At 63.0% G+C, this 20,389-nt stretch carries 18 protein-coding genes; 7 read left to right on the top strand and 11 right to left on the bottom strand.

The genetic code is table 11. From position 1 onward, the window contains the following. Positions 1-58: 58 nt before the first annotated feature. Positions 59-1,753 carry a flagellinolysin gene (locus B9A19_RS06585; protein WP_084089987.1) on the bottom strand — a complete coding sequence of 565 codons (1,695 nt, stop codon included), beginning with the start codon at positions 1,751-1,753 and terminating at the stop codon, positions 59-61. Between the two features lie 102 nt (positions 1,754-1,855). Further along, positions 1,856-2,299, bottom strand: a complete 444-nt coding sequence (nudB, locus tag B9A19_RS06580; RefSeq protein WP_084089986.1) for a dihydroneopterin triphosphate diphosphatase — start codon at positions 2,297-2,299, stop codon at positions 1,856-1,858. A 45-nt stretch (positions 2,300-2,344) separates the two neighbouring features. Between nudB and B9A19_RS06575 the strand changes: the two genes are divergently transcribed. Both B9A19_RS06575 and B9A19_RS06570 read left to right on the top strand, forming a co-directional pair. After that, positions 2,345-3,556 (top strand): aminotransferase class V-fold PLP-dependent enzyme, encoded by a 1,212-nt coding sequence (locus B9A19_RS06575; RefSeq protein ID WP_084089985.1) that lies wholly within the window; start codon positions 2,345-2,347, stop codon positions 3,554-3,556. Continuing rightward, the gene (locus B9A19_RS06570) at positions 3,553-4,008 is read left to right on the top strand and encodes a SufE family protein (RefSeq protein WP_217807000.1); all 456 of its coding nucleotides are present in this window, start codon (positions 3,553-3,555) and stop codon (positions 4,006-4,008) included. Before B9A19_RS06575 ends, B9A19_RS06570 begins: the two co-directional genes overlap by 4 nt. Here B9A19_RS06570 and B9A19_RS06565 read toward each other — a convergent pair. Further along, positions 3,999-4,970, bottom strand: a complete 972-nt coding sequence (locus B9A19_RS06565; RefSeq protein WP_084089984.1) for a LysR substrate-binding domain-containing protein — start codon at positions 4,968-4,970, stop codon at positions 3,999-4,001. The two genes, B9A19_RS06570 and B9A19_RS06565, sit on opposite strands and share 10 nt — an antisense overlap. A gap of 147 nt (positions 4,971-5,117) precedes the next feature. On the opposite strand from B9A19_RS06565, the gene B9A19_RS06560 reads away from it, so the two are divergent. Then, a complete protein-coding gene (locus tag B9A19_RS06560; protein WP_084089983.1) occupies positions 5,118-5,726 on the top strand; it encodes an FMN-dependent NADH-azoreductase in 609 nt (202 codons plus the stop codon). Positions 5,727-5,881: 155 nt separating this feature from the next. On the opposite strand, the gene B9A19_RS06555 is transcribed toward B9A19_RS06560, so the two are convergent. Together B9A19_RS06555 and B9A19_RS06550 are read right to left on the bottom strand one after the other, a co-directional pair. After that, positions 5,882-6,229 (bottom strand): hypothetical protein, encoded by a 348-nt coding sequence (locus tag B9A19_RS06555; protein WP_139798694.1) that lies wholly within the window; start codon positions 6,227-6,229, stop codon positions 5,882-5,884. Between the two features lie 29 nt (positions 6,230-6,258). Beyond that, complete coding sequence (locus tag B9A19_RS06550) at positions 6,259-7,944, bottom strand: ABC1 kinase family protein (RefSeq protein WP_084089981.1); 1,686 nt, start codon at positions 7,942-7,944, stop codon at positions 6,259-6,261. 150 nt (positions 7,945-8,094) lie between these two features. Between B9A19_RS06550 and B9A19_RS06545 the strand changes: the two genes are divergently transcribed. Continuing rightward, positions 8,095-8,949: a C40 family peptidase gene (locus B9A19_RS06545; RefSeq protein WP_245804293.1), complete on the top strand. Its 855-nt coding sequence runs from the start codon at positions 8,095-8,097 to the stop codon at positions 8,947-8,949. A 63-nt stretch (positions 8,950-9,012) separates the two neighbouring features. Here the strand turns inward: B9A19_RS06545 and astE are convergent, their stop codons facing one another. From astE to astA, 4 genes are read right to left on the bottom strand one after another with little or no spacing between them, the layout of a single operon-like run. Continuing rightward, positions 9,013-10,026, bottom strand: a complete 1,014-nt coding sequence (gene astE, locus B9A19_RS06540) for a succinylglutamate desuccinylase (RefSeq protein WP_084089979.1) — start codon at positions 10,024-10,026, stop codon at positions 9,013-9,015. A 20-nt stretch (positions 10,027-10,046) separates the two neighbouring features. Then, positions 10,047-11,378, bottom strand: coding sequence for an N-succinylarginine dihydrolase (gene astB, locus B9A19_RS06535; RefSeq protein WP_084089978.1), 1,332 nt, complete (start codon positions 11,376-11,378; stop codon positions 10,047-10,049). Positions 11,379-11,392: 14 nt separating this feature from the next. Continuing rightward, positions 11,393-12,850: a succinylglutamate-semialdehyde dehydrogenase gene (astD, locus tag B9A19_RS06530; RefSeq protein WP_084089977.1), complete on the bottom strand. Its 1,458-nt coding sequence runs from the start codon at positions 12,848-12,850 to the stop codon at positions 11,393-11,395. A gap of 3 nt (positions 12,851-12,853) precedes the next feature. After that, entirely contained in the window at positions 12,854-13,876 is a 1,023-nt protein-coding gene (astA, locus tag B9A19_RS06525) for an arginine N-succinyltransferase (protein ID WP_084089976.1), read from the bottom strand. Between the two features lie 140 nt (positions 13,877-14,016). On the opposite strand from astA, the gene cheB reads away from it, so the two are divergent. Together cheB and B9A19_RS06515 are read left to right on the top strand one after the other, a co-directional pair. Beyond that, on the top strand, positions 14,017-15,240 hold the full coding sequence (gene cheB, locus B9A19_RS06520; RefSeq protein WP_084089975.1) for a chemotaxis-specific protein-glutamate methyltransferase CheB: 1,224 nt from the start codon (positions 14,017-14,019) through the stop codon (positions 15,238-15,240). 122 nt (positions 15,241-15,362) lie between these two features. After that, positions 15,363-15,650, top strand: a complete 288-nt coding sequence (locus B9A19_RS06515) for a hypothetical protein (protein ID WP_139798692.1) — start codon at positions 15,363-15,365, stop codon at positions 15,648-15,650. Positions 15,651-15,768: 118 nt separating this feature from the next. Here B9A19_RS06515 and B9A19_RS06510 read toward each other — a convergent pair whose 3' ends face one another. Further along, positions 15,769-16,974: an aspartate aminotransferase family protein gene (locus B9A19_RS06510; RefSeq protein ID WP_084089973.1), complete on the bottom strand. Its 1,206-nt coding sequence runs from the start codon at positions 16,972-16,974 to the stop codon at positions 15,769-15,771. 140 nt (positions 16,975-17,114) lie between these two features. On the opposite strand from B9A19_RS06510, the gene B9A19_RS06505 reads away from it, so the two are divergent. After that, positions 17,115-17,858 carry a substrate-binding periplasmic protein gene (locus tag B9A19_RS06505; RefSeq protein ID WP_139798691.1) on the top strand — a complete coding sequence of 248 codons (744 nt, stop codon included), beginning with the start codon at positions 17,115-17,117 and terminating at the stop codon, positions 17,856-17,858. Here B9A19_RS06505 and ppsA read toward each other — a convergent pair. After that, on the bottom strand, positions 17,834-20,251 hold the full coding sequence (gene ppsA / locus B9A19_RS06500) for a phosphoenolpyruvate synthase (protein ID WP_084089971.1): 2,418 nt from the start codon (positions 20,249-20,251) through the stop codon (positions 17,834-17,836). The two genes, B9A19_RS06505 and ppsA, sit on opposite strands and share 25 nt — an antisense overlap. Positions 20,252-20,389 lie beyond the last annotated feature (138 nt).

Raw genomic sequence — 20,389 nt, 5'->3', positions numbered from 1 at the left:
CCTTGCGCTCCATCCCGAACTACCCCGAACGCAAGCGTGAAATAAGTGTTAACAGGCCCTAGCGCAAGAGTTGCAATGCCAGCCTCGGTTGATTGAAGGTCTGCGCCAGCATGGCATTGGCAGCCTGCTGCAGGATGTTCTGCCGGGTCAGCGCGGCGGTTTCTGCGGCGTAATCGGCATCGACAATGCGCGAACGTGCCGCGCTGTCGTTCTCCACCGTGGTTTGCAACTGCGCCATGCCTGCGGTCAGCCGTGATTGCACGGCGCCCAAATCGGCACGCTGGCGGCCGATATAGTCGATGGCCTCGTCCAGGTGCACCAGTGCAAATTGCGGCAGGTTCACCAGATCCACGCTTTCCAGCCCCAGCGCGGTCGAGCTGACCGCGCTGATCGACGCGACCAGATTTTCATGCACGCCCGCACCGGCTTGCAGGCTGACGGTATTCGTCCCTGCGCCGCCACCCACGGTGGGGTAAATCACGTTGAAGCCATCTGCCACCGTGGTGCCATAGCTGCTGCCGTGGTCGGTCAGCACATCCTTGGCGCTGCGCTCGGGACCGTTGTCGGCGTCCAGCCCGCCGATCGAGCCGGTATCGGTATTGGTCAGGTCCATCACATTGTTGACGAAGCTGGCACCGACCGAGACATTGCCACCGGTAAACCTGGACAGAAAAGCCCCGGCGGTAGCCACCTGCCCGTTGGTCAGCGCATTGAGCGCGGCATCCAGATCGGCGGCCGGGTTGTCATGCAGATAGGTCATTACCGCCTTGATGCCGTCCGCGTGGCCATAGGTCTTGAGCATCTGGTGCATGTAGCGCGAGGCGATGTAGGCCGACGAATAATCAATGCTATTGCTGCCCCAAGCCCCTGCTACCTGATTGACCACCGCATTGACGTTGGAGGCGGCAATATCGCCCACCACACGCTCGTCCGCACCGTGGATCAACTCAGCCGTGCCTTCCTTGAACCAGGTGGGCAGCGCGGTGAAGTTCATCGAGCGCCCCATGACTGCGTGCACCATTTCGTGGGCGATCACCCGGTCGTTGTAATACGGCGCGGTGCCGCCATCGGGCAGATTGGGCGGCACGAAGTCCTGCATGTCGATATTGAGTTTTTGATTGTAAGCCTTGCCGCCCGCACCACCGGTGCCACTGACCGAGGCCAGCACATTGCCCGCGCCATCGCTAAAGGTCAGGTCAACCGTCAGGTCGGCGCCATCACCCGATATGCCGTAGTACTGTTTGATGCGCTGCTCGGCTTCCTGTATCCAGCCCAGCTTGAGGCCATCGATCACGGCGCGCTTGTTGACATCGCCACCGATGCTGGCCTTGGACTGGCTGAACACCTGCTGGCCGTTGAACTGAGTCTGGCTGGCAATCTGGTCGATACCACCAAGCAGCTGATCGGCCTCGGCCTGCAAGGCTTGCCGGTCCGTGGCGTTGAGTGTGGCATTGCTGGCCTGTACCGCCAGCTCGCGGATGCGCTGCAGCGAGTTGGTCACCGTATCCATCGCCCCATCTGCCGTCTGCACCAGCGAAACGCCATCGTTCAGATTGCGATTGGCCACCGCGTTGCCACGGATTTGTGCCGTCATGCGCTGGCTGATGACCAGACCGGCCGCATCGTCGCGCGCGGAATTGACGCGCAGCCCGGATGAAAGGCGCTGGATCACCGTGTTGGTGGTGTCCGACGTCCTTGCGAGCTGATGCTGCGTGAACAGCGCGGCGACATTGGTCTGGATCTGCAGCGACACGATCCATCATCCTGCATGCGTATGGGCGGCTACCCAAACGGCATATCGGCAGGTTTGTATCAATCTTGAGAAATTACTTGAGGTTACGCCGACCGGGCGCGTTCAATGCCCCGTGCGCTGCACCAGCATGCGGATGGCTTCGGCATTGGAAGGCGAGAACACCATCTCGGCCGCTACCTGCCAATCCACCCAGCGATAGCGGCGATGTTCGCGCGGCGCCAGCGTGACGGCCAGAGGCGCCGGCACCTGCAGGCTGAACACGTGCTCGACATTGGTCGTCACACCCGGTGCGTAGCGATGGCGCCACACCTCGAAAATTTCGTAGCTGCTGCTGTAGTCCCAATCACGCAAGCTGGCGGGGTCAGCGCGGATGCCAGTTTCCTCGGCCACTTCACGCAGGGCGGTGTCTGTCAGCACTTCGTCAGCCTCGCGACTGCCGGTAACCGACTGCCAGGCTTCAGGAAAATCGGTGCGCTCGATCAGTAATACCTGCAAGTCTGGTGTATGAATCACCACCAGTACGGAAATCGGTTGTTTGTAAGCCATCGCGGCATTATACAATCGTCACAGACCATTCCGACTTTTCCTGCCATGTCGCTCAATCCCCACGCACTACGCGCAGAATTCCCCATGTTCGAGCACTATCCCGAGCTGGTGTATCTGGATAACGCCGCGACCACGCAAAAACCACGCTGCGTGCTGGATGCAGAGCGGCACTTCTATGAAACCGCCAATGCCAATGTGCATCGCTCGGCTCACCGGCTGTCCGGTCTCGCCACCGAAGCCTTTGAGGGCGCGCGCGAAACAGTGGCACGCTTCCTGAACGCCAGCAGCGCGGATGAGATCGTCTTTACCCGTGGCGCCACCGAGGCCATCAATCTGGTCGCCAACAGCTGGGGCAGCCAGAACCTGAAGCCGGGTGACGAAATCCTGGTATCGGGCTATGAGCACCACGCCAACATCGTGCCGTGGCAATTGATTGCCGCGCAGACCGGCGCCATCGTGCGCGAGATTCCGGTGCTGCCGGATGGCACGCTGGACCGCACCGCCTTCCTTTCACTGCTACAGCCGCAAGTTCGCATGGTGGCGATCACGCACGCATCCAACGCGATCGGCACCCATTTGCCGGTGCTGGAGCTGGCCGCAGCCGCCCACGTGGCCGGCGCACGCGTACTGATCGACGGTGCGCAGGCCGTGGCACACGAGAGCGTGGATGTGCAGGCGCTGGGTGCGGATTTCTATGTGTTTTCCGGCCACAAGGTCTACGGCCCCACCGGCGTGGGCGTGCTGTACGGCAAGGCCGAGCTGCTGGCCGACATGCCCCCGTGGCAAGGCGGCGGCGACATGATCGAGCGTGTGAGCTTTGCCGGCACCACCTACGCCCCGCCACCAGCCCGCTTCGAGGCCGGCACGCCGCCCGTCGCGCAAGCCGTGGGCCTGGCGGCCGCGCTGAACTGGCTGTGTGGACTGGACCGCGCCGCCCTCAAGCAGCACGAAGCCCATCTGTGCGCCTTGCTGGATGCCGGCTTGCGCAAGATAGCCGGCGTACGCACCCTGGCCACCGTTACCGAGCGCGCACCGCTGCGCTCGCTGGTGTTCGACAACGCCCACCCCTATGACGTGGCGCAATTGCTCGATGCCCGTGATATCGCGGTGCGCGTGGGCAAGCACTGCGCTGAGCCATTACTCGATGCACTGGGGGTCAGCGGCACCTTGCGCGTATCGTTTGCGGCCTACAACACCGCCGAGGACGTCACGCACTTCCTGGAGGCACTGGCTGCTGCGCTGGAAGACCTGGCATGAGCGAAACGGCAATGAGCAATCCCTACGCTCACCCGTTCGGCACCACCGTCGATCGCGATGCGCTGTCACAACGCCTGCTGGCCGCTGGCGGCTGGGAGGCCAAAAGCCGCTTGCTGGTACAACTGGCACGGGACCTGCCACCGCTACCGGATGCCGACAAGGTGGATGCCAATCGGGTCAGCGGTTGCGAGAGCACCGTCTGGCTGGTCACACGCTGGGAGGGGGGCAAGCTGCAAGTTGCGGCCGACAGCGATTCGCGTGTGATCAAGGGCTTGCTGACCTTGCTGCTCACCGCTTATCACAACCAGGATGCCGCAACGATCCAGCAGTTTGCGCTGGAAGCCTGGCTGACCGAGCTGGGCCTGGTGCGCTTTCTGTCCGCATCGCGCGGCAATGGCGTGCGTGCCATAGCCAGGCGCATTGTGAGCGAGAGCCAGCAGCCTCACGGCTGAAGCCGCTGCGGCGCTGCCGCCGCACACTCAACATCTTCCCCGTTATCCTTGGCCGCGCAGCGCTGGTACTGCGCCGTCAGCCGTTCGCCCAGAAAATCGAGAAAGGTACGTACTGCCGGCAACAGACCACGCCGGCTGGGGAATACCGCGTGCACCAGGCCGGCAGGGGGCGTCCATTCCGGCAATATGCGCACCAGCCGGCCCGCGCGGATATCGTCATACACCATGAAGGTCGGCAACACCGCTGCGCCGATTCCGCCCAGCACCGCATCACGCAGCACCTGCAGGTCATCAATCACCAGGCGCGGCTGGTGGTTCATTTCCACCCGTTCGCCTTCTAGGTTGGTCAGCACCCAGTGTGCACGACCGTCGGTGGCCGCCATGGCCAGGCTATCCAGCCACACCAGCTCGTCCGGCGTCTTGGGCGTGCCCTGTCGCAGTAGCTGAGCCGGGCTGGCCACCAGATAGCCGCCGCTCTCGCCCAAGGTCTTGACCACCAGGGTGGCGCTGTCCTGCGGCGTCGGTCGCACGCGCAGCGCGACATCAAAGCCCTCCTCGATCAGATCGACCGGGCGGTTGGTCACCACCATTTGCAACCGTACCTGCGGATAGGCTGCCAGATACTCGGGCAACAAGGGCCCCACCTGATAATGCGCCAGCGTAATCGGGCAGCTCACCTTGACTACACCACGGGGCTCGGCCTGCAGCGCTTCGATGGTTTCGCGCGCGGCGTTGGCTTCATCCCGCACCGCGACCGCATGGCGGTAGAAGCGCTCGCCCAGATCAGTAAGCGCCAGCTTGCGCGTGGTTCGCTGCAACAAGCGAACACCCAGCGAGCCCTCCAGATCGGCAATGCGGCGCGACAGCCGCGATTTGGGAATGCCCAAGGCCCGCCCCGCAGCGGCAAAGCCGCCGTGGTCGATCACCTCGGCAAAGAACAGCATGTCGTTCACGTCCTGCATGGACTTCCCCTCGCCACCGCATCGGCCATCGTTCCAAATTCAGAACAATTTATCGCATTTTTGCCGACTTATCAGCAAGTCGTTCCAGCAGCAGAATTCACTCCAACGCCGCACCACTGCGCGGCCACATCGACAAGGAGATTGAAAATGAAACTGCTGCATATCGATTCCAGCGTTCTGGCCGACAACTCGGTATCCCGCCAACTGACTGCCCGCATCACCGCCGAATGGCAAAAGAGCCAGCCGGGCATCGAAGTGGAATACCTGGATCTGGCCACCTCGGCCCCTAGCCACCTGTCGCTCGACTCGCTGGGCTTCCGTCTGGGCGCCGAAGCGGCTACCGACATCCAGCGTGCTGAAAACGCACTGTCCGAAGCGCTGGTCAGCCAGTTCCTCGAAGCCGACGTACTGGTGATCGGCGCGCCGATGTACAACTTCTCGGTACCCAGCCAGCTCAAGGCGTGGATTGATCGCATCGCTCAAGCCGGCCGTACCTTCAAGTACACCGAAACCGGCCCGGTGGGCCTGGCGGGTGGCAAGACCGTGATCGTGGCCTCGACCCGTGGCGGCGTGTATTCGACCACCGAAGCCATGCGCGCGCTGGACCATCAGGAAAGCTATCTGAAGACCGTACTGGGCTTCCTTGGCGTGACCGACGTGCGCTTTGTGCGCGCCGAAGGCGTGGCCATGGGCGAAGCCAGAAAGGCCGAAGCTCTGCAATCGGCAGAAAAGGAAATTGTCGCACTCGCAGCCTGATCGGCTGACCGCGCAAGAGAAAACCGGCCCACAAGGCCGGTTTTTTTTCTTGGACGTTCCCAATAAATCCTGCTGGCGGCGTTGTGCTCGCTTGCCGTACGTCTTGTACTGTCTGCGCTTCGCACGCCTTGCCAACACCGCCGCGCTGGATTTTTTTAGCGACGTCCATCCGCCCCTGGCGCACTGGTAGCCGTGCCGCGCGCGCAATGACTGGCCAGCGGCCCACGCTCGCCAGACAAAGCGTTCTCCGCCGTCGTGCCCTGCCAGCGAAAGCCGCTGCCTTGCCAGTCAAAGGTGCTGTCGCTGCTGCCTCTGTCATCCAGCACATAGGGCTTGCCCTGCCAGCGCAGATAGAGATGGCGCCCTTCCACCTCAGCGGTGATGCGGAAGCTGCGGCCCTCATCACAGTGATAGGTGCCAGTCCAGCGCAGCGGATGCACCGCCTGTGCCGCACTACAGGCCAACAACAATGCCGCAGCCAGCGGCAGCATGTACCCACGCATGAAGCGGCTCCTTGCCGGGCATCGCCCGGTCAGCGTTCTTCCTTGCTCGATACCCAGATCGAGAACACCAGCCACAGGCTGTTGATGAAGGCCACCAGAAAACCGAGAAAACCCAGTGCCGGCATGCCGAACAAGGTTGGCCCGGCCTTGACGGTCATCACGATGCTGGAGCCGATGATCAAACAGCCGGTCACGATGCCCATGGTCAGCCGGTTGGCGCTGCGGGTGATCTGCGCGCCAAAGCTCTCCAGCCGTTTCAGGTCGAGGTCGATGCGCAGATTGCCGCGCCGCGCCTGCTTGATCAGCTTGCCGATATCGCGCGGCAGACCGGCCAGCAGGCCAAAGCCCTCCAGCAGGCTGTCCTTGCCCTTCTTGAGCAGCGTTTGCGGCTTGTAGCGGCTGATGATGACCTCGCGCACAAAGGGCGTAAGGTGCTGCACCATCTGGAAATCGGGGTCGAGCTGGCGGCCCAGCCCTTCCAGCGTGATCAGCGCCTTGAACAGCAGGGTCAGATCGGCCGGCAGGGTAATTTCGTGCTCGCGCATGATGGCGGCCACGTCGTTCAGCAGCATGCCGAACGAGATATCCTTGAGCGGCAGGTTCTCGTAATTGAACATGAAGTCGGCAATGTCGGCCGCCAGCTTGTCCTCATCCACCACCGTATCGCCGGTCCACTCCATCAGCACATCGAGGATGCCGTGCTCGTCGCGCTGTGCCAGCGCAGCCAGCAGATCGACGATCTGATCGCGGCGCGGGTGCGGCAAGCGCCCCACCATGCCGAAGTCGAGGAAGCCAATGCGGTTGCCAGGCAGGAACTTGACGTTGCCCGGATGCGGATCGGCATGGAAATAGCCGTCGATCAGCACCATTTTCAGGACCGCATCCGCCCCGCGTGAGGCCAGCAACTGGCGATCCAGCCCGGCATCCTCGAAGGCGCCCATGTCGTTGCCAATCAGCCCGCCCATCCAGCTCTGCACATTCATGCGCTCGGAGGTGTAGGCCCAGTGGATGCGCGGGATGTCGATCTCGGCATGGCCAGCAAAATTCTGGATGAAGCGATCCTGGTTGCGTGCCTCGGACGACAGATTCAGCTCGCGCCGCAGCGACTTGCCGAATTCCTCGGTAATCTTCACCGGCTGATAGCGGCGCGTTTCGGGAAACTCGAACTCCAGCAGCGAGGCAATGTGATGCAGGATGCGCAGATCGGCCTCGATCTTGGGAATGATGCCGGGCCGGCGTATCTTGAGCACCACGTCCTCGCCATCGGCCAGCCGGGCACGGTGCACCTGGGCAATGGAGGCCGAGCCGACCGGCTCCGGATCAATCTCGCTGAAGATCGTGTGCGGGTCTGCCCCCAGAATATCCACCAGCTCGGCCACGATGGTCTGAAACGGCAACGCCGGCACATTGTTCTGCAGCTTCTCGAATTCGGCGATCCAGTCCGGCGCAAACACGTCGACGCGGGTCGCCAGCACCTGGCCCAGCTTGATGAAGGTAGGCCCCAGCTCCTCCATCGCCTTGCGCATGCGTACCGCCGGGTCGATCTGTTCAACCTCATGGCTGCCAGGCAGATGCAGCAGATCGCCAGCACGCTCAATACCCTTGGCCAGCCCAAGCCGATTCACCAGATTGCCTAAACCATGCCGCACCAGAACGGCAATGATTTCGCGCACGCGTGGCAAATCGCGCATGACGGTAAAGGTTTCCTTGAGCATGGGTCCTCGCTGAACGGGTTCGGGTCGCGCTTGTCAGTGTAAATCTGTTGCGGATTTTAGGCTTTACACGTCATAAACACATCGCTACATTCGGTCCCCATGAAAGAATTTTTGCACGCAGCCCTCTTTTGCTGCGGGCTGGCATTGGGCTTGAGCGCGCCTGCCGCGCTCGCCGACGATCCCCCCGCAATTCCGACACCGACAGATGCGCCCTCCGACGGCGCCTGGAGCAACAAGAAACCGGCCACGGCGCCGGTGCCCACCGATGCTGCCGGCAGCAATGCCTGGAGCAACAAGAAAGCCGCTGCAGCCCCGGCCCCCGACACTGTGCGCAGCGACGGCCCCACTGCCGGCCAGCAGTTGCTGCTGCAGGCCATGGGCCTGATCGGCGTGCGCTACAAATGGGGTGGCAACAACCCCGAAGATGGCCTCGATTGCAGCGGTTTCGTCCGCTACGTGTTCCAGAACTCGCTCAATATCGCGCTGCCGCACAACGCCATGGGCATGAGCCGGCTGGGCGAGAACGTCGACCGCAGCGAGCTCAAGCCGGGTGACCTGGTGTTCTTCAATACGCTGGGGCGTACGTTCTCGCACGTCGGCATTTATATGGGTGACAACCGTTTCATCCACTCGCCGCGCGCTGGCAAGAGCGTGGAAACCGCCAACCTGAACGAAACCTACTGGCAAAAACGCTGGAACGGCGCACGGCGCGTGGCCGATGCCGGTGGTCAGGGCATCAATCTGGCCGGCCTGCTTGCCGTTGCCGGCAACCCGGAAGCAGTCAAGGTTGAAGATACCGCCAGCGGCGCCCATTGCAAGAAGGTGGTCCAGGGCCACGGCAAGAAGAAAAAGGTGGTGATGGTCTGCCAGCGTGCCAAGGGCAGCGCCAAGACCGAAAGCAGCAAGCCCGCTGGAAAATCAGCCAAGGGCGGCAAATCGTCTGCCAAGTCGTCGGGCAAGGCTGCCAAGCCGGCCAGCGGCGGCAAGAAGCACCACAAGAAGTGATTGCACAGCAAGAAGGGCAGCCAGCACTGCCCTTTTTGCGTCCCTGATTGGCCTCTGGCCGGATCAGGTCCGGCTGAAACTGCGTGAGGGCACGATGATCAAGCCGGCACGCTGCCCCACCGCCACATCGGGGTTGGGGAAAATGATGCGCGCGTTTTCCTCGGTAATGGTCCAGCGCTTGCCGCCATCCTCGGCCAGCAACATGCCCTGTGGCAACGGCATGAAGTTGTCGGTCTTGGCATCGATGTGCAGGCGGAAAGCGTCGCTCTCCTTGACGATCTCGCGCGCAACGCGGAACACCTGCGTGTGCTCGGGGATCAGTTCGGGCTGCGGCAGCTCGCCTTCGATCAGCGCAGCCAGATAACGCTCCATGTCCGACAGGTCCACGGCCTGATTCTGGCCAAACGGCATGGCGCGGCCCAGCTCGACGGTAAAGGCACTGGCATCGCAATGGCGGCTGGAGAAGAACGAAAACGTCGTCGAGGTGGTCGATTGCAGCAGCACGGCCTCGATGCCGGCCTCGGCCAGCCGGGCGATTTCGGTCGGCTCAAACTGCTTGCCCATGGGCGGTAGCGGGTAAATCGCGAATTTCTCGATCAGGCTGCCGTGTATGGCAGTATGCAGGTCGTAATGCAGGCGCGGCTTGTCTTCCTGCATCGCACGGGCAAAGAAACGCATCAACTGCATTTCCAGCATGGTGGCGCGACGCGCTTCCAGATCGTCCGATACGTCGGGGATGCGGCAGAACAGGCGGTTCATGTCCTGCTTGATGAAGCGGGTGCCGCTGCGCAATGCATCGACATTGCCATACACGAACAACACGCGCGCCTTCAGGCGCAGCTCGCCCGCATACAGTGCCGAGATCAGCCGGTCCACCAGCTCGACCGGCGCGGTTTCATTGCCGTGCACACCGCACGAGATCACCAGATCAAGCTTGCGGCTGTCGCTGTCATTGGGCTCGAAGCGGATCACGCCCTCGTCCATGACTTGTACCCTCACCCCGTTGCCGAGGGTAAACGGCAGGCCCAGCGTGGTTTTGCCGTCTAGCGTCTGTTGCAGAAAGGAAGGTTGCGACATGGTGTCCGGTGCGCTCCTCATCAATTGAGCTGGAATGGATAGATGCTACCTAGGCCCAGCAGCGCTGTCAGCTCATCCAGCGCGGTTCGCACTTCCACCAGTAGTTGCGGATCGGCCAGATCGGCCTCGCTCAGGCGGTCGCGGTAGTGTTTTTCCACCCATGCAGTCAGCATGGCATGGCGGGCTTCGTTCATCCACACGCCGTGGGCTACGGCTGCAGCCTCGGCCTCGTTCAGCACCACGCGCAGCCGCAGGCAGGCAGGCCCGCCGCCATTCTGCATGCTTTGCTTGAGGTCGAACACCAGCAATTCGGAAATCGGCGCGCCCGGTTTTACCTCGCCTTGCAGCCATTGCCACACCGCTGGCGTGTTGCGGCACTCCTCCGGCACCACCAGCCGCATGCTGCCATCGCCGAGGTCAAGCAACTGGCTGTTGAACAGATAGCTCTTGACCGCATCGGCCACGCTGACGGCAGCGTTGGGCACCTCGACCACGCGCAGCCCACCCAGCTTGCGCTCCAGCTCGGCATAGGTCGGCTGCTGGTGCAGAAAGGCCTGCTGGTGACAGAACAACACATCCAGATTGCCGACTGCGATCACATCGTTGTGGAACACGCCCGCGTCGATCACCGCCGGATTCTGCTGTGCATAGACCACGTGCTGCTCGGCCAGCCCGTGCAGGCGCGCAACGGCCTGGCAGGCTTCCAGTGTTTGCCGTGCGGGATAACGCACCGGTTCCACATCGCCACCCCAGTGCCGGCGGCCATACACAAAGAATTCGACCCCGCGCTCGCCATATTGCCGGGCAAAGCGGGTGTGGTTGGCCGCGCCTTCATCACCCAAGGCCGGGTGCATGGGCAAGGCATCGTGCACCGCAAAGCGGGCATCGTCACGGAACACCGCGCGCAGGGTGCGGGCGGTTTGCTCATGCTCGATCGCGCGATGAAATTTATTCTGCAGATTGGCCACGGTGAAGTGCACGCGACCATCGGCCGTGTCGGCAGACGGGCTGACCGTGCCGGCATTGGCCGTCCACATGCTGGATGCCGACGACACGCTGGCCAGCAGCGCCGGTGCAGTCTGCGCTGCTGCTGCGATCACGGCGGCATCGCTGCCAGCAAAACCCAGTTTGCGCAGCTCGGCCACCGCCGGGCGCTCCTGCGGCGGCAGGATGCCCTGGCGATAACCCAGATCGGCCAGCGCCTTCATCTTGGACAAGCCTTGCAGCGCCGCCGCGCGTGGATTGGCTGCGTGGCCGGCATTACCGGTGGAGGCCACATTGCCGAACGAGTGGCCGCCATAGTGGTGCGTGGGGCCAACCAGTCCGTCGAAATTGGCTTCGAATGCCATCATGTTTCCCTTCAAGCTCACAGCGTCATCCCGGGCGGCAGTTGCGCCGGCAGCGCCAGTGTTTCCGCCTCCAGCGAGGCCACCGGGTAAGCGCAGTAATCCGCCGCGTAATACGCGCTGGGGCGATGGTTGCCCGAAGCACCCACGCCGCCGAACGGCGCCGCGCTGGATGCGCCAGTCAGCGGTTTGTTCCAGTTGACGATGCCGGCGCGCACTTCGCGCCAGAACTGCTGGTAGCGCTCGGCCGAGTCGGACAGCAAACCGGCTGCCAGGCCGTAGCGCGTGGCATTCGCCAGCTGCAGCGCCTGCGCAAAATCGTCGTAGCGCTGGATTTGCAGCAGCGGGCCGAAGTATTCCTCGTCGGGCAGGTCGGCCACGGCGGTCACGTCGAGCAGGCCGGGCGACAGCAGCGCCGTGCCCTCGCGCAGCCGGCGCATGGTCAGCAGCGGGCGGGCGCCGGCGGCAATCAGTTTGTCCTGCGCAGCCAGCAAGGCATCGGCGGCCGCAAGTGATACCACACTACCCATGAAGGGCTGCGGCTCTTCGTCCCATTCGCCCACGCGCAGCGCGGCGCTGGACGAGACCAGCCGAGCTATGAACTGGTCGCCCCACTCCCCCTTGGGCACCAGCAACCGGCGCGAGCAGGTGCACCGCTGGCCGGCCGAGATGAAGGCCGATTGCAGTACGTGATGGATGGCAGCCGGGATATCCGCCAGCGGCTCGACCAGCAGCGGGTTGTTGCCGCCCATTTCCAGCGCCAGGATCTTGTCCGGGTGGCCGGCAAAGGCCTTGTGCAAGTGATAGCCCGTGGCGGCGCTGCCGGTGAAATACAGGCCATCGAGCTGCGCATGCGCGGCCAGTGCCTGGCCGGTTTCACGGCCGCCCTGCAGCAAGCCCAGCACACCAGCAGGCAGGCCAGCCGCCTGCCAGAGTTCAGCGGTTTTCTGCGCGGTCAGTGGTGCCAGCTCGGATGGCTTGAAGATGACCGCGTTGCCGGCCAGCAAGGCTGGCACGATATGACCGTTGGGCAAGTGGCCGGGGAAATTGTACGGGCCGAATACGGCCACCACGCCATGCGGCCGATGGCGCAGCACGGCATTGGCATCGCCCTGCGTGGCCTCCTTGTGCCCGGTGCGTTCCTCCATGGCACGGATCGAAATATCGATCTTGTTGATCATGGTGGTGACTTCGGTCATGGCCTCCCAGCGTGGCTTGCCGGTCTCACGGCCGATGATGGCTGCAAGCTCGGCCTGATTGGTGCGCAGCAGATCGGCAAAACAGCGCACCAGTGCAATACGTGTCTCGGCATCGGTATCGCGCCAGGCGGGGAATGCGGCCCGCGCGGCGGCCACGGCAGCATCCACCTGTACGGCATCGGCACCCTGCCCCTGCCAGACCGAGGATTGCGATACCGGGTTGCGTGAAGAAAAGGCAGCACCATGGCCGGGCTGCCACTGACCATTGATCAACAGCATTGTTTACTCCTTGGCCGACAGCGGCACGGCGCGCACGCTATCGCCATCAGCAATTTCGAGTCGGTCCAGCACGGCCTGCGTCAGCGGCAGTGCGTCTTCCAGCGGCCGGGTGATGGCCACCGTGGCACAAAAGCCGCCCAGACGACGGTTGGACACCAGCCAGGGTGTGCCGCCCTTGGTATCGGACGTCACAGCCAGCGCGTGATAGGTGGCACTGTCCTTGATGGCGCGCACATCGCCCAGCGAGCACTCCAGGGTCGGGCCGGCATCGAAGATGTCGATATACCCCTGGTAGCGGAAGCCCTCACTCTCCAGCAGGCTGCGCGCCGGCTTGGTGGCCGGATGCACCTCGCCGATGACGGCTTGCGCCTCGTCCGACAGCAGTGCGGTGTAGATCGGGTACTTGGGCATCAGCTCGGCTATGAACGATTTGCTGCCCACATAGGAGAGGAAATCGGCTCGGGCGAAATCCATCCTGAAGAAGTGCCGCCCCAAACTTTCCCAGAATGGCGAGCGGCCGGCTTCGTCCGACACGCCCCGCATTTCGGCGATCACACGCTCGGAGAATCGCTCCGGGTACTCCGCCATGAACAGGAAACGGCTTTTGGACAACAAGCTGCCGTTGCCGTCACGACGCCAGTCCGGGTGCAGGAACAGCGAACACAGCTCCGAGGCACCGGTGAGGTCAGAGGTCAGAAACAGCGTGGGCATCTGCTTGTAGATGCCTAGCTCGCGCGATGCATGCACCGACAAGCCGACGCGATAGTTGTACCAGGTATCGGCCAAGCCCACGGCCGCCTCGATGGCAGCAGTGCCGGCCAGTGCGCCGCTCACTTCGTCTTCCAGCGCAAAGAAATAGCCGGCCTCGGCCAGCTCGCGCTCATCCGCTGTCGAAGCCTCGCTGCCGGCAATGCGCGCAGCCAGCCGCTCGGGGTCGGGCTGCAGGGTGGTCACCCCCACACCGGCGGCCCCGGCCAGCGCAACCACCGCGTGCAGATCGGTGGATTTCAGCAGTCGGATTCTCATTGGCAATACTTTCCAGATATACCCTGAGAGCTTAGATAGCCGCCGCTGTCACGGCCATTCGGTAAAGCACCAATCAGGGAAAAGCTGTATCGCCACAACTGTGCCTATCAATAATCACAATCGGCTGCCAGACTGAGCGCATGAGCACCCGGATACTCATTATCGATCACTCGCCGATCGCGCGGCTGGCCATGAGCGACGCGCTCAAGGCCGTGCCCGGCTTCGAAGTTGTCGGTCTGGCCGGCGACCCGCATGGCGCGCGCAGCCTGTTCCGCAGCATGCAGCCCGATGTGGTAGTGATCGACGTCGACATTCCCGGCACCGACAGCGTGGTGCTGCTGAAGGCCCTGCAAAGTGAGCGCCGTGTGCCGGCCGTGGCCGTGGCATCCAGCACCGAGCGCAGCAACCGGCTGGCGCTGCAAACGATGGAGCATGGCGCCATTGCCGTGGTCAGCCGCCATTCGATCATGATGCGCCAGATCCAGGACAACTCGGCCAATCTGGTGCAGGCGGTACGCTCGGCCGCCATCAGCCGTGGTGCGCGTCAGCCGCCGCCACGCGTAGGGGCCATGGCCCCTGCGCCACGCCCAGCCGCAGCACCGCTATCCGCCCGCGCCATCTCGCCGCTGCCCACGCCCGCAGGGCGGCCCGCGCCACCTTCGGCCCCCACGCCCGCGGGCAGTCAGGGTTATGCCACCAATGCCTCGGTATCGGTCATCAACGAGCGCATGTCCGGCCCCAAGCAATCGCCCGACATGCTGTTGCCCCCGCCCAGACCCGGTGCGGTACAGCCCACCTCACCCGTCATCGCCATCGGCGCCTCCACCGGCGGCGTACAGGCACTGGAAGCCATCCTGCCAGGCATCCCGGCCAACAGCCCGCCCATCGTCATCGTGCAGCACATGCCGGAGAACTTCACCGCCAACTTTGCGGCACGGCTCAACAGCCTGTCCAAGATCGAGGTGAAGCAAGCCGCCCATGGCGACAAACTGCGCCCAGGTCTGGCGCTGGTTGCCCCGGGCGGCAAGCATCTGATCGTCAAACGCAACGGCATGCAATATTACGTGGACGTGGTGGACGGCCCGCTGATCACCCGCCACCGCCCCTCGGTAGACGTGCTGTTCCGCTCCACCGCCAGCGCAGCCGGCCAGAACGGCGTGGGCTTTCTGCTGACCGGCATGGGTGATGACGGCGCGCGTTGCCTGCGCGAAATGCGCGATTGCGGCGCCATGACCTATGCGCAGGACGAAAAAACCTGCACCGTATTCGGCATGCCACGCGAGGCGATACGCATGGGGGCAGCGGTGGAGATTGTGCCGTTGCAGCAGATTGCGGGATTGATTGGGCGGTATGCGGGCAAATAAGCACCAACTCTGCATGCCCTATACGCCAGCCAACGAATGACACTGCCCGGCAGCTTCAAGAAGCAAATGCTGCCGATTCAAATGCACCCGGTTAAACAGACGACCACGTAGAGAAAAAAGTAATGACCGCCATGAGCACTTTCAGCTGTGGAAGCAACCTCCCTGCCGGCTGCGACCGGGTTACCTATCTGTTGCTGACTGCACAGGATGAGGCAACGACCGAGATCACGGTATTGGCCGATCAATCAACAGAACGCAAGCTCGACCCCAGGCGCGGGCCATGGCACGTCACCGCCTACGCGCACGGAGAAGACCCATATGGCGATACAGTACCGCTGCTGGCACAAAGTGGCATTCCGGTCCCCGGTGCGTTCAACGTCGGCCTGATGCTGACAGTAACGGCGCTTTGACCAGACCAGAGGGCGCCAGCTCATTGGCTTCTGCTGCAGGTGCCTAACCAGCACAGGCTATACAGCAGCCAAAAGAAAACCCGGCAATGCCGGGTTTTCTTTTCAGTCGGTCAACGAATCACGCCACGAAGCGCCTAACCGCCTTGGCAAAGCGTGCCATGCCTTCGTCGATATCCGCATCTTCAATCACCAGCGACGGTGCAAAGCGGATCACATTCGGGCCAGCCATCAGGATCATCAGACCTTCTTCGGCAGCAAGGCCGAGGATGTCCTTGGCGCGGCCGGCGTATTCAGCTTTCAGTTCGGCACCAATCAGCAGCCCCATGCCGCGCACTTCGGCAAACACGTTCACCTCGGCATTCAGCGTGTTCAACGCGTTTTCGTAGCGGGCGCGCTTTTGCAGCACGCCGGCCAGCACGGCCGGGGTGTTGACCACGTCGAACACGGCACTGGCCACGGCGCAGGCCAACGGGTTACCGCCGTAGGTGGTGCCGTGGGTGCCGACGGCCAAGTGCTTGGCAATGTCGCTCGTGGTCAGCATGGCGCCAATGGGGAAGCCGCCGCCCAGGCTCTTGGCGGAGGACAGGATGTCCGGCACCACACCATAAGCCTGATAGGCATACAGATGGCCGGTGCGGCCCATGCCGCTCTGCACTTCGTCAAAGATCAGGAAGGCATTGTGCTTGTTGCACAGGTCGCGCACGCCTTGCAAAAAGGCTTGCGTGGCCTGTGTCACACCGCCCTCGCCCTGGATGGGCTCGACGATCACGCAGGCGGTGTCGTCATCAATCAGCGCTTCCAGGCTGGCGAGGTTGTTGTATTCGAAATAGCCGATGCCTTCCGGCTTGGGGCCGAAACCGTCGGAATACTTGGGCTGGCCGCCCACGCACACGGTAAAGAAGGTACGGCCGTGAAAGCTGTTGAGTGCGGACAGCACTTTGTGCTTTTTCTCGCCAAAGCGCTCGATGGCGGCGCGGCGTGCCAGCTTGAGTGCGGCCTCGTTGGCCTCGGCGCCCGAGTTGCAGAAGAACACGCGGTCAGCAAAAGTGGCATCCACCAGCTTGTGCGCGAGTGCCAGCGCCGGCTCGTTGGTGAACACATTGGACACGTGCCAGAGCTTGCCGGCTTGCTCGGTCAGCGCGGCAACGGCGGCCGGGTGGCAATGGCCCAGCGCGTTGACGGCAATGCCGCCGGAGAAATCGACATATTCCTTGCCCGCCTGATCCCACACGCGGCTGCCCGCACCACGCACCGGCACGAAGGCGGCGGGCGCATAGTTGGGTACCATGTACTGGTCAAAATCGGTGCGGTTGGGTGCGGACATCGTTCTTCCTTTCTGCAGACTAAGTGTGGGGCATGCCCGTTGGCGGCAACCCGCCGGGCATTCATGCGCTAGCATGCAAGAATAACCGCTGCAGCGGCTTCGTGTCAGTCGCAGCGGCAACATTCCTGTTGAGCATATGCATGGTGCGTTTTGTTTCTTTCCTGTTGATTGCACTGCTTGCCACACCGCTGGCCAGCGCGGCAGTGCCGGTGCTGGTCATCTGCACGCTGGATCAGCCCTTCCTGCCCTTCACCCACCCCGATGGCAGCGGGCTGGCCCAGCAGGCAATACGCAACGCCGCCGCCGGGCTGCCGGTGCAACTGAAATGGGTCACCGCGCCACGCCGACGCTGTGTGGCCGATCTGTCTACCAACACCACGCAAGGGCTGGTGGCGGCCTATGATCTGCAACGCACCGCCTATACCGCCTACCCCATGCGCAACGGTCAGCCAGACAGGCAACGCAACGTGGCCATGGTGCGGGTACGCTTTTATGTGCGCAGCGCATCACCGCTGAGCTGGGATGGCAACAAGCTCGGCGGCGTGGCAGACCCGCTGGTGGGTGTGCAGGCTGGCTTTGTCTATGCCAACGACCTGCTGCAGCACGGCATCCGCGCCGATGAGGGCGCGCCGGGGCTGGACGCGCAGTTTGCCAAGCTGGCCAATGGTCGTGTCGATGCAGTGGCGGCCATGGAAAACGAAGCCGCGCCACTGATCGCCCAGCGCTATCCCGGCCAGATCAGGGCGCTGGAGCCGGTGTTCGAGGATATCCCGCTCTACCTGGCGGTATCGCTGCCCTTTTACCAGCAGAACCGGGCCTTGGTCGAAACCATCTGGTCCCGACTGGCTCCGCCGCCGCGTCAGCCTGCCTCGCGCGCGAGGTAAAGCCAGGTTTCCACCACCGTATCCGGGTTGAGTGAAATGGTTTCGATGCCCTGCTCGACCAGCCACAACGCAAAGTCCGGGTGATCGGACGGACCCTGGCCACAGATGCCGATGTACTTGCCCAGCTTGCGGCAGGCAGCAATCGACATCGCCAACATGGCCTTCACCGCATCATTACGCTCGTCAAAACTCACCGATACCGGCCCGCCCGAATCGCGGTCTATGCCCAAGGTGAGCTGGGTCATGTCATTGGAGCCGATCGAGAAGCCGTCAAAATACTGCAGGAATTGCTCGGCCAGCACCGCATTGGCGGGAATCTCGCACATCATGATCACGCGCAGGCCCGCCTTGCCATCCGGCCCACCTTCGCCGCGCTTGAGACCATTGGCCGCCAGCAGCTCGATCACCTTGGCCGCTTCGCTCACCGTGCGCACGAAGGGAATCATCACCTCGACATTGGTCAGCCCCATACCGTCGCGCACCTTCTTCATCGCGCGGCATTCCAGCTCGAAGCAATCACGGAAGCTCGGATCAACATAGCGCGCTGCACCCCGGAAACCGATCATGGGGTTTTCTTCATGCGGTTCGTAGTCCGGCCCGCCGATCAGGTTGGCGTATTCATTCGACTTGAAGTCGGACAGACGCACGATCACTTTCTTGGGCCAGAAGGCTGCGCCCAGCGTAGCAATCCCCTCGGCCAGCTTGTCGACATAGAAATCGACCGCTGAACGATAACCGGCAATGCGCTCGTCAATCTTCGCCTTCAGATCGGCCGGCAGATTGGGATAGGCCAGCAGCGCCTTGGGGTGCACGCCGATCATGCGGTTGATGATGAACTCCAGCCGCGCCAGGCCCACGCCCTCGTTGGGCAGCTGGGCAAACTCGAAGGCCAGCTCGGGGTTGCCGACGTTCATCATCAGCTTCACCGGTGCTTCGGGCATGGTCGCCAGCGCCACTTCCATTTTCTCGAACTTGAGCAGGCCGGCATAAATGCGGCCGGTATCCCCCTCGGCACACGATACGGTCACCTCGGCGCCATCTTCCAGCACCCGGGTGGCATCACCCGTGCCAACCACGGCCGGGATGCCCAGCTCGCGCGCGATGATGGCGGCGTGGCAGGTACGGCCGCCGCGATTGGTGACGATGGCTGCGGCCCGCTTCATCACCGGCTCCCAGTCCGGGTCGGTCATGTCCGACACCAGCACATCGCCTGGGCGCACCTTGTCCATTTCGTCCACGCTGCGGATGATGCGCACGCGGCCGGCGCCAATCTTCTGGCCAACGGCGCGACCTTCGGTCAAGACCTCACCCTGCTCCAGCAGGCGGAACTTGCTCAGTTTCTCGGCGGCTGCTTCCTGCGACTTCACCGTTTCCGGCCGCGCCTGCAGGATGTAGAGCTTGCCGTCGATACCGTCACGGCCCCACTCGATATCCATCGGTGCCTTGTAGTGCGCCTCGATGGTCAGCGCATAGCCGGCCAGTTCTTCAACCTCGGCATCGCTGATCGAGAACTGGCGGCGGGCAGCAGCATCCACGGGCACGGTCTTCACCGAACGGCCGGCAGCCGCTTCCAGATCAAACTCCATCTTGATGGCCTTGCCACCCAGATGCTTGCGCACGATGGCCGGACGACCGGCGCGCAAGGTGGGCTTGTGCACGTAGAACTCGTCCGGGTTCACGGCGCCCTGCACCACGGTTTCGCCCAGCCCGTAGCTGGCGGTGACGAACACCACCTGATCGAAACCGGTTTCGGTATCGATGCTGAACATCACCCCGGCCGCGCCCTTGTCCGAACGCACCATGCGCTGCACGCCGGCCGACAGCGCCACCAGCTTGTGATCGAAGCCCTTGTGCACGCGGTACGAGATCGCGCGGTCGTTGTAGAGCGAGGCGAACACATGCTTGATCGCTTCCAGCACGTTGTCAGCGCCGACGATGTTCAGATAGGTTTCCTGCTGGCCGGCGAACGAGGCATCCGGCAGGTCTTCTGCCGTGGCGGACGAGCGCACGGCCACCGTCACGTTGTCGCCCAAGCTGGCGTAGTGCGCGCGCACTTCTGCTTCCAGCTCTGGCGGAAACGGCGTGGCCAGAATCTGGTCGCGGATCAGCTTGCCGGCCTGCGCCAGTGCCCGCACGTCGTCCACATCCAGCGTGGCCAGCACGTCGTCAATACGTTGCGCCAGATTGTTGTGGGCCAGGAATTCGCGGTAGGCATGTGCGGTAGTGGCATAACCGCCCGGCACGCGCACACCTTGGGCGGCCAGCTGCGAGATCATTTCGCCCAGCGAGGCATTCTTGCCGCCGACAAACTCGACATCGCTCATGCGCAGCTCGGTGAAATCGATCACGTTGCGGTTGGCAAGCACGTTACGGTCTTGAGTGGATGCAGACATGGGCAGAAACCTTGCAATGAGGTGGGTCGAAGCAGCGCATGCTGCGCCGCGATAAGTTCATTCTAGGCAGGCGGGCCGCAACCGCTTAATCGGGACAATCTTGTAGTCGCTTTCCCGCATGCAACAAATTGAAATCCC

Origin of the sequence: Andreprevotia lacus DSM 23236 (assembly GCF_900176275.1) — a bacterium.
GTDB lineage: Bacteria > Pseudomonadota > Gammaproteobacteria > Burkholderiales > Chitinibacteraceae > Andreprevotia > Andreprevotia lacus.
The sequence above is the reverse complement of the archived record's forward strand: the minus strand, read 5'-3'. Positions and strand labels throughout refer to the sequence as shown.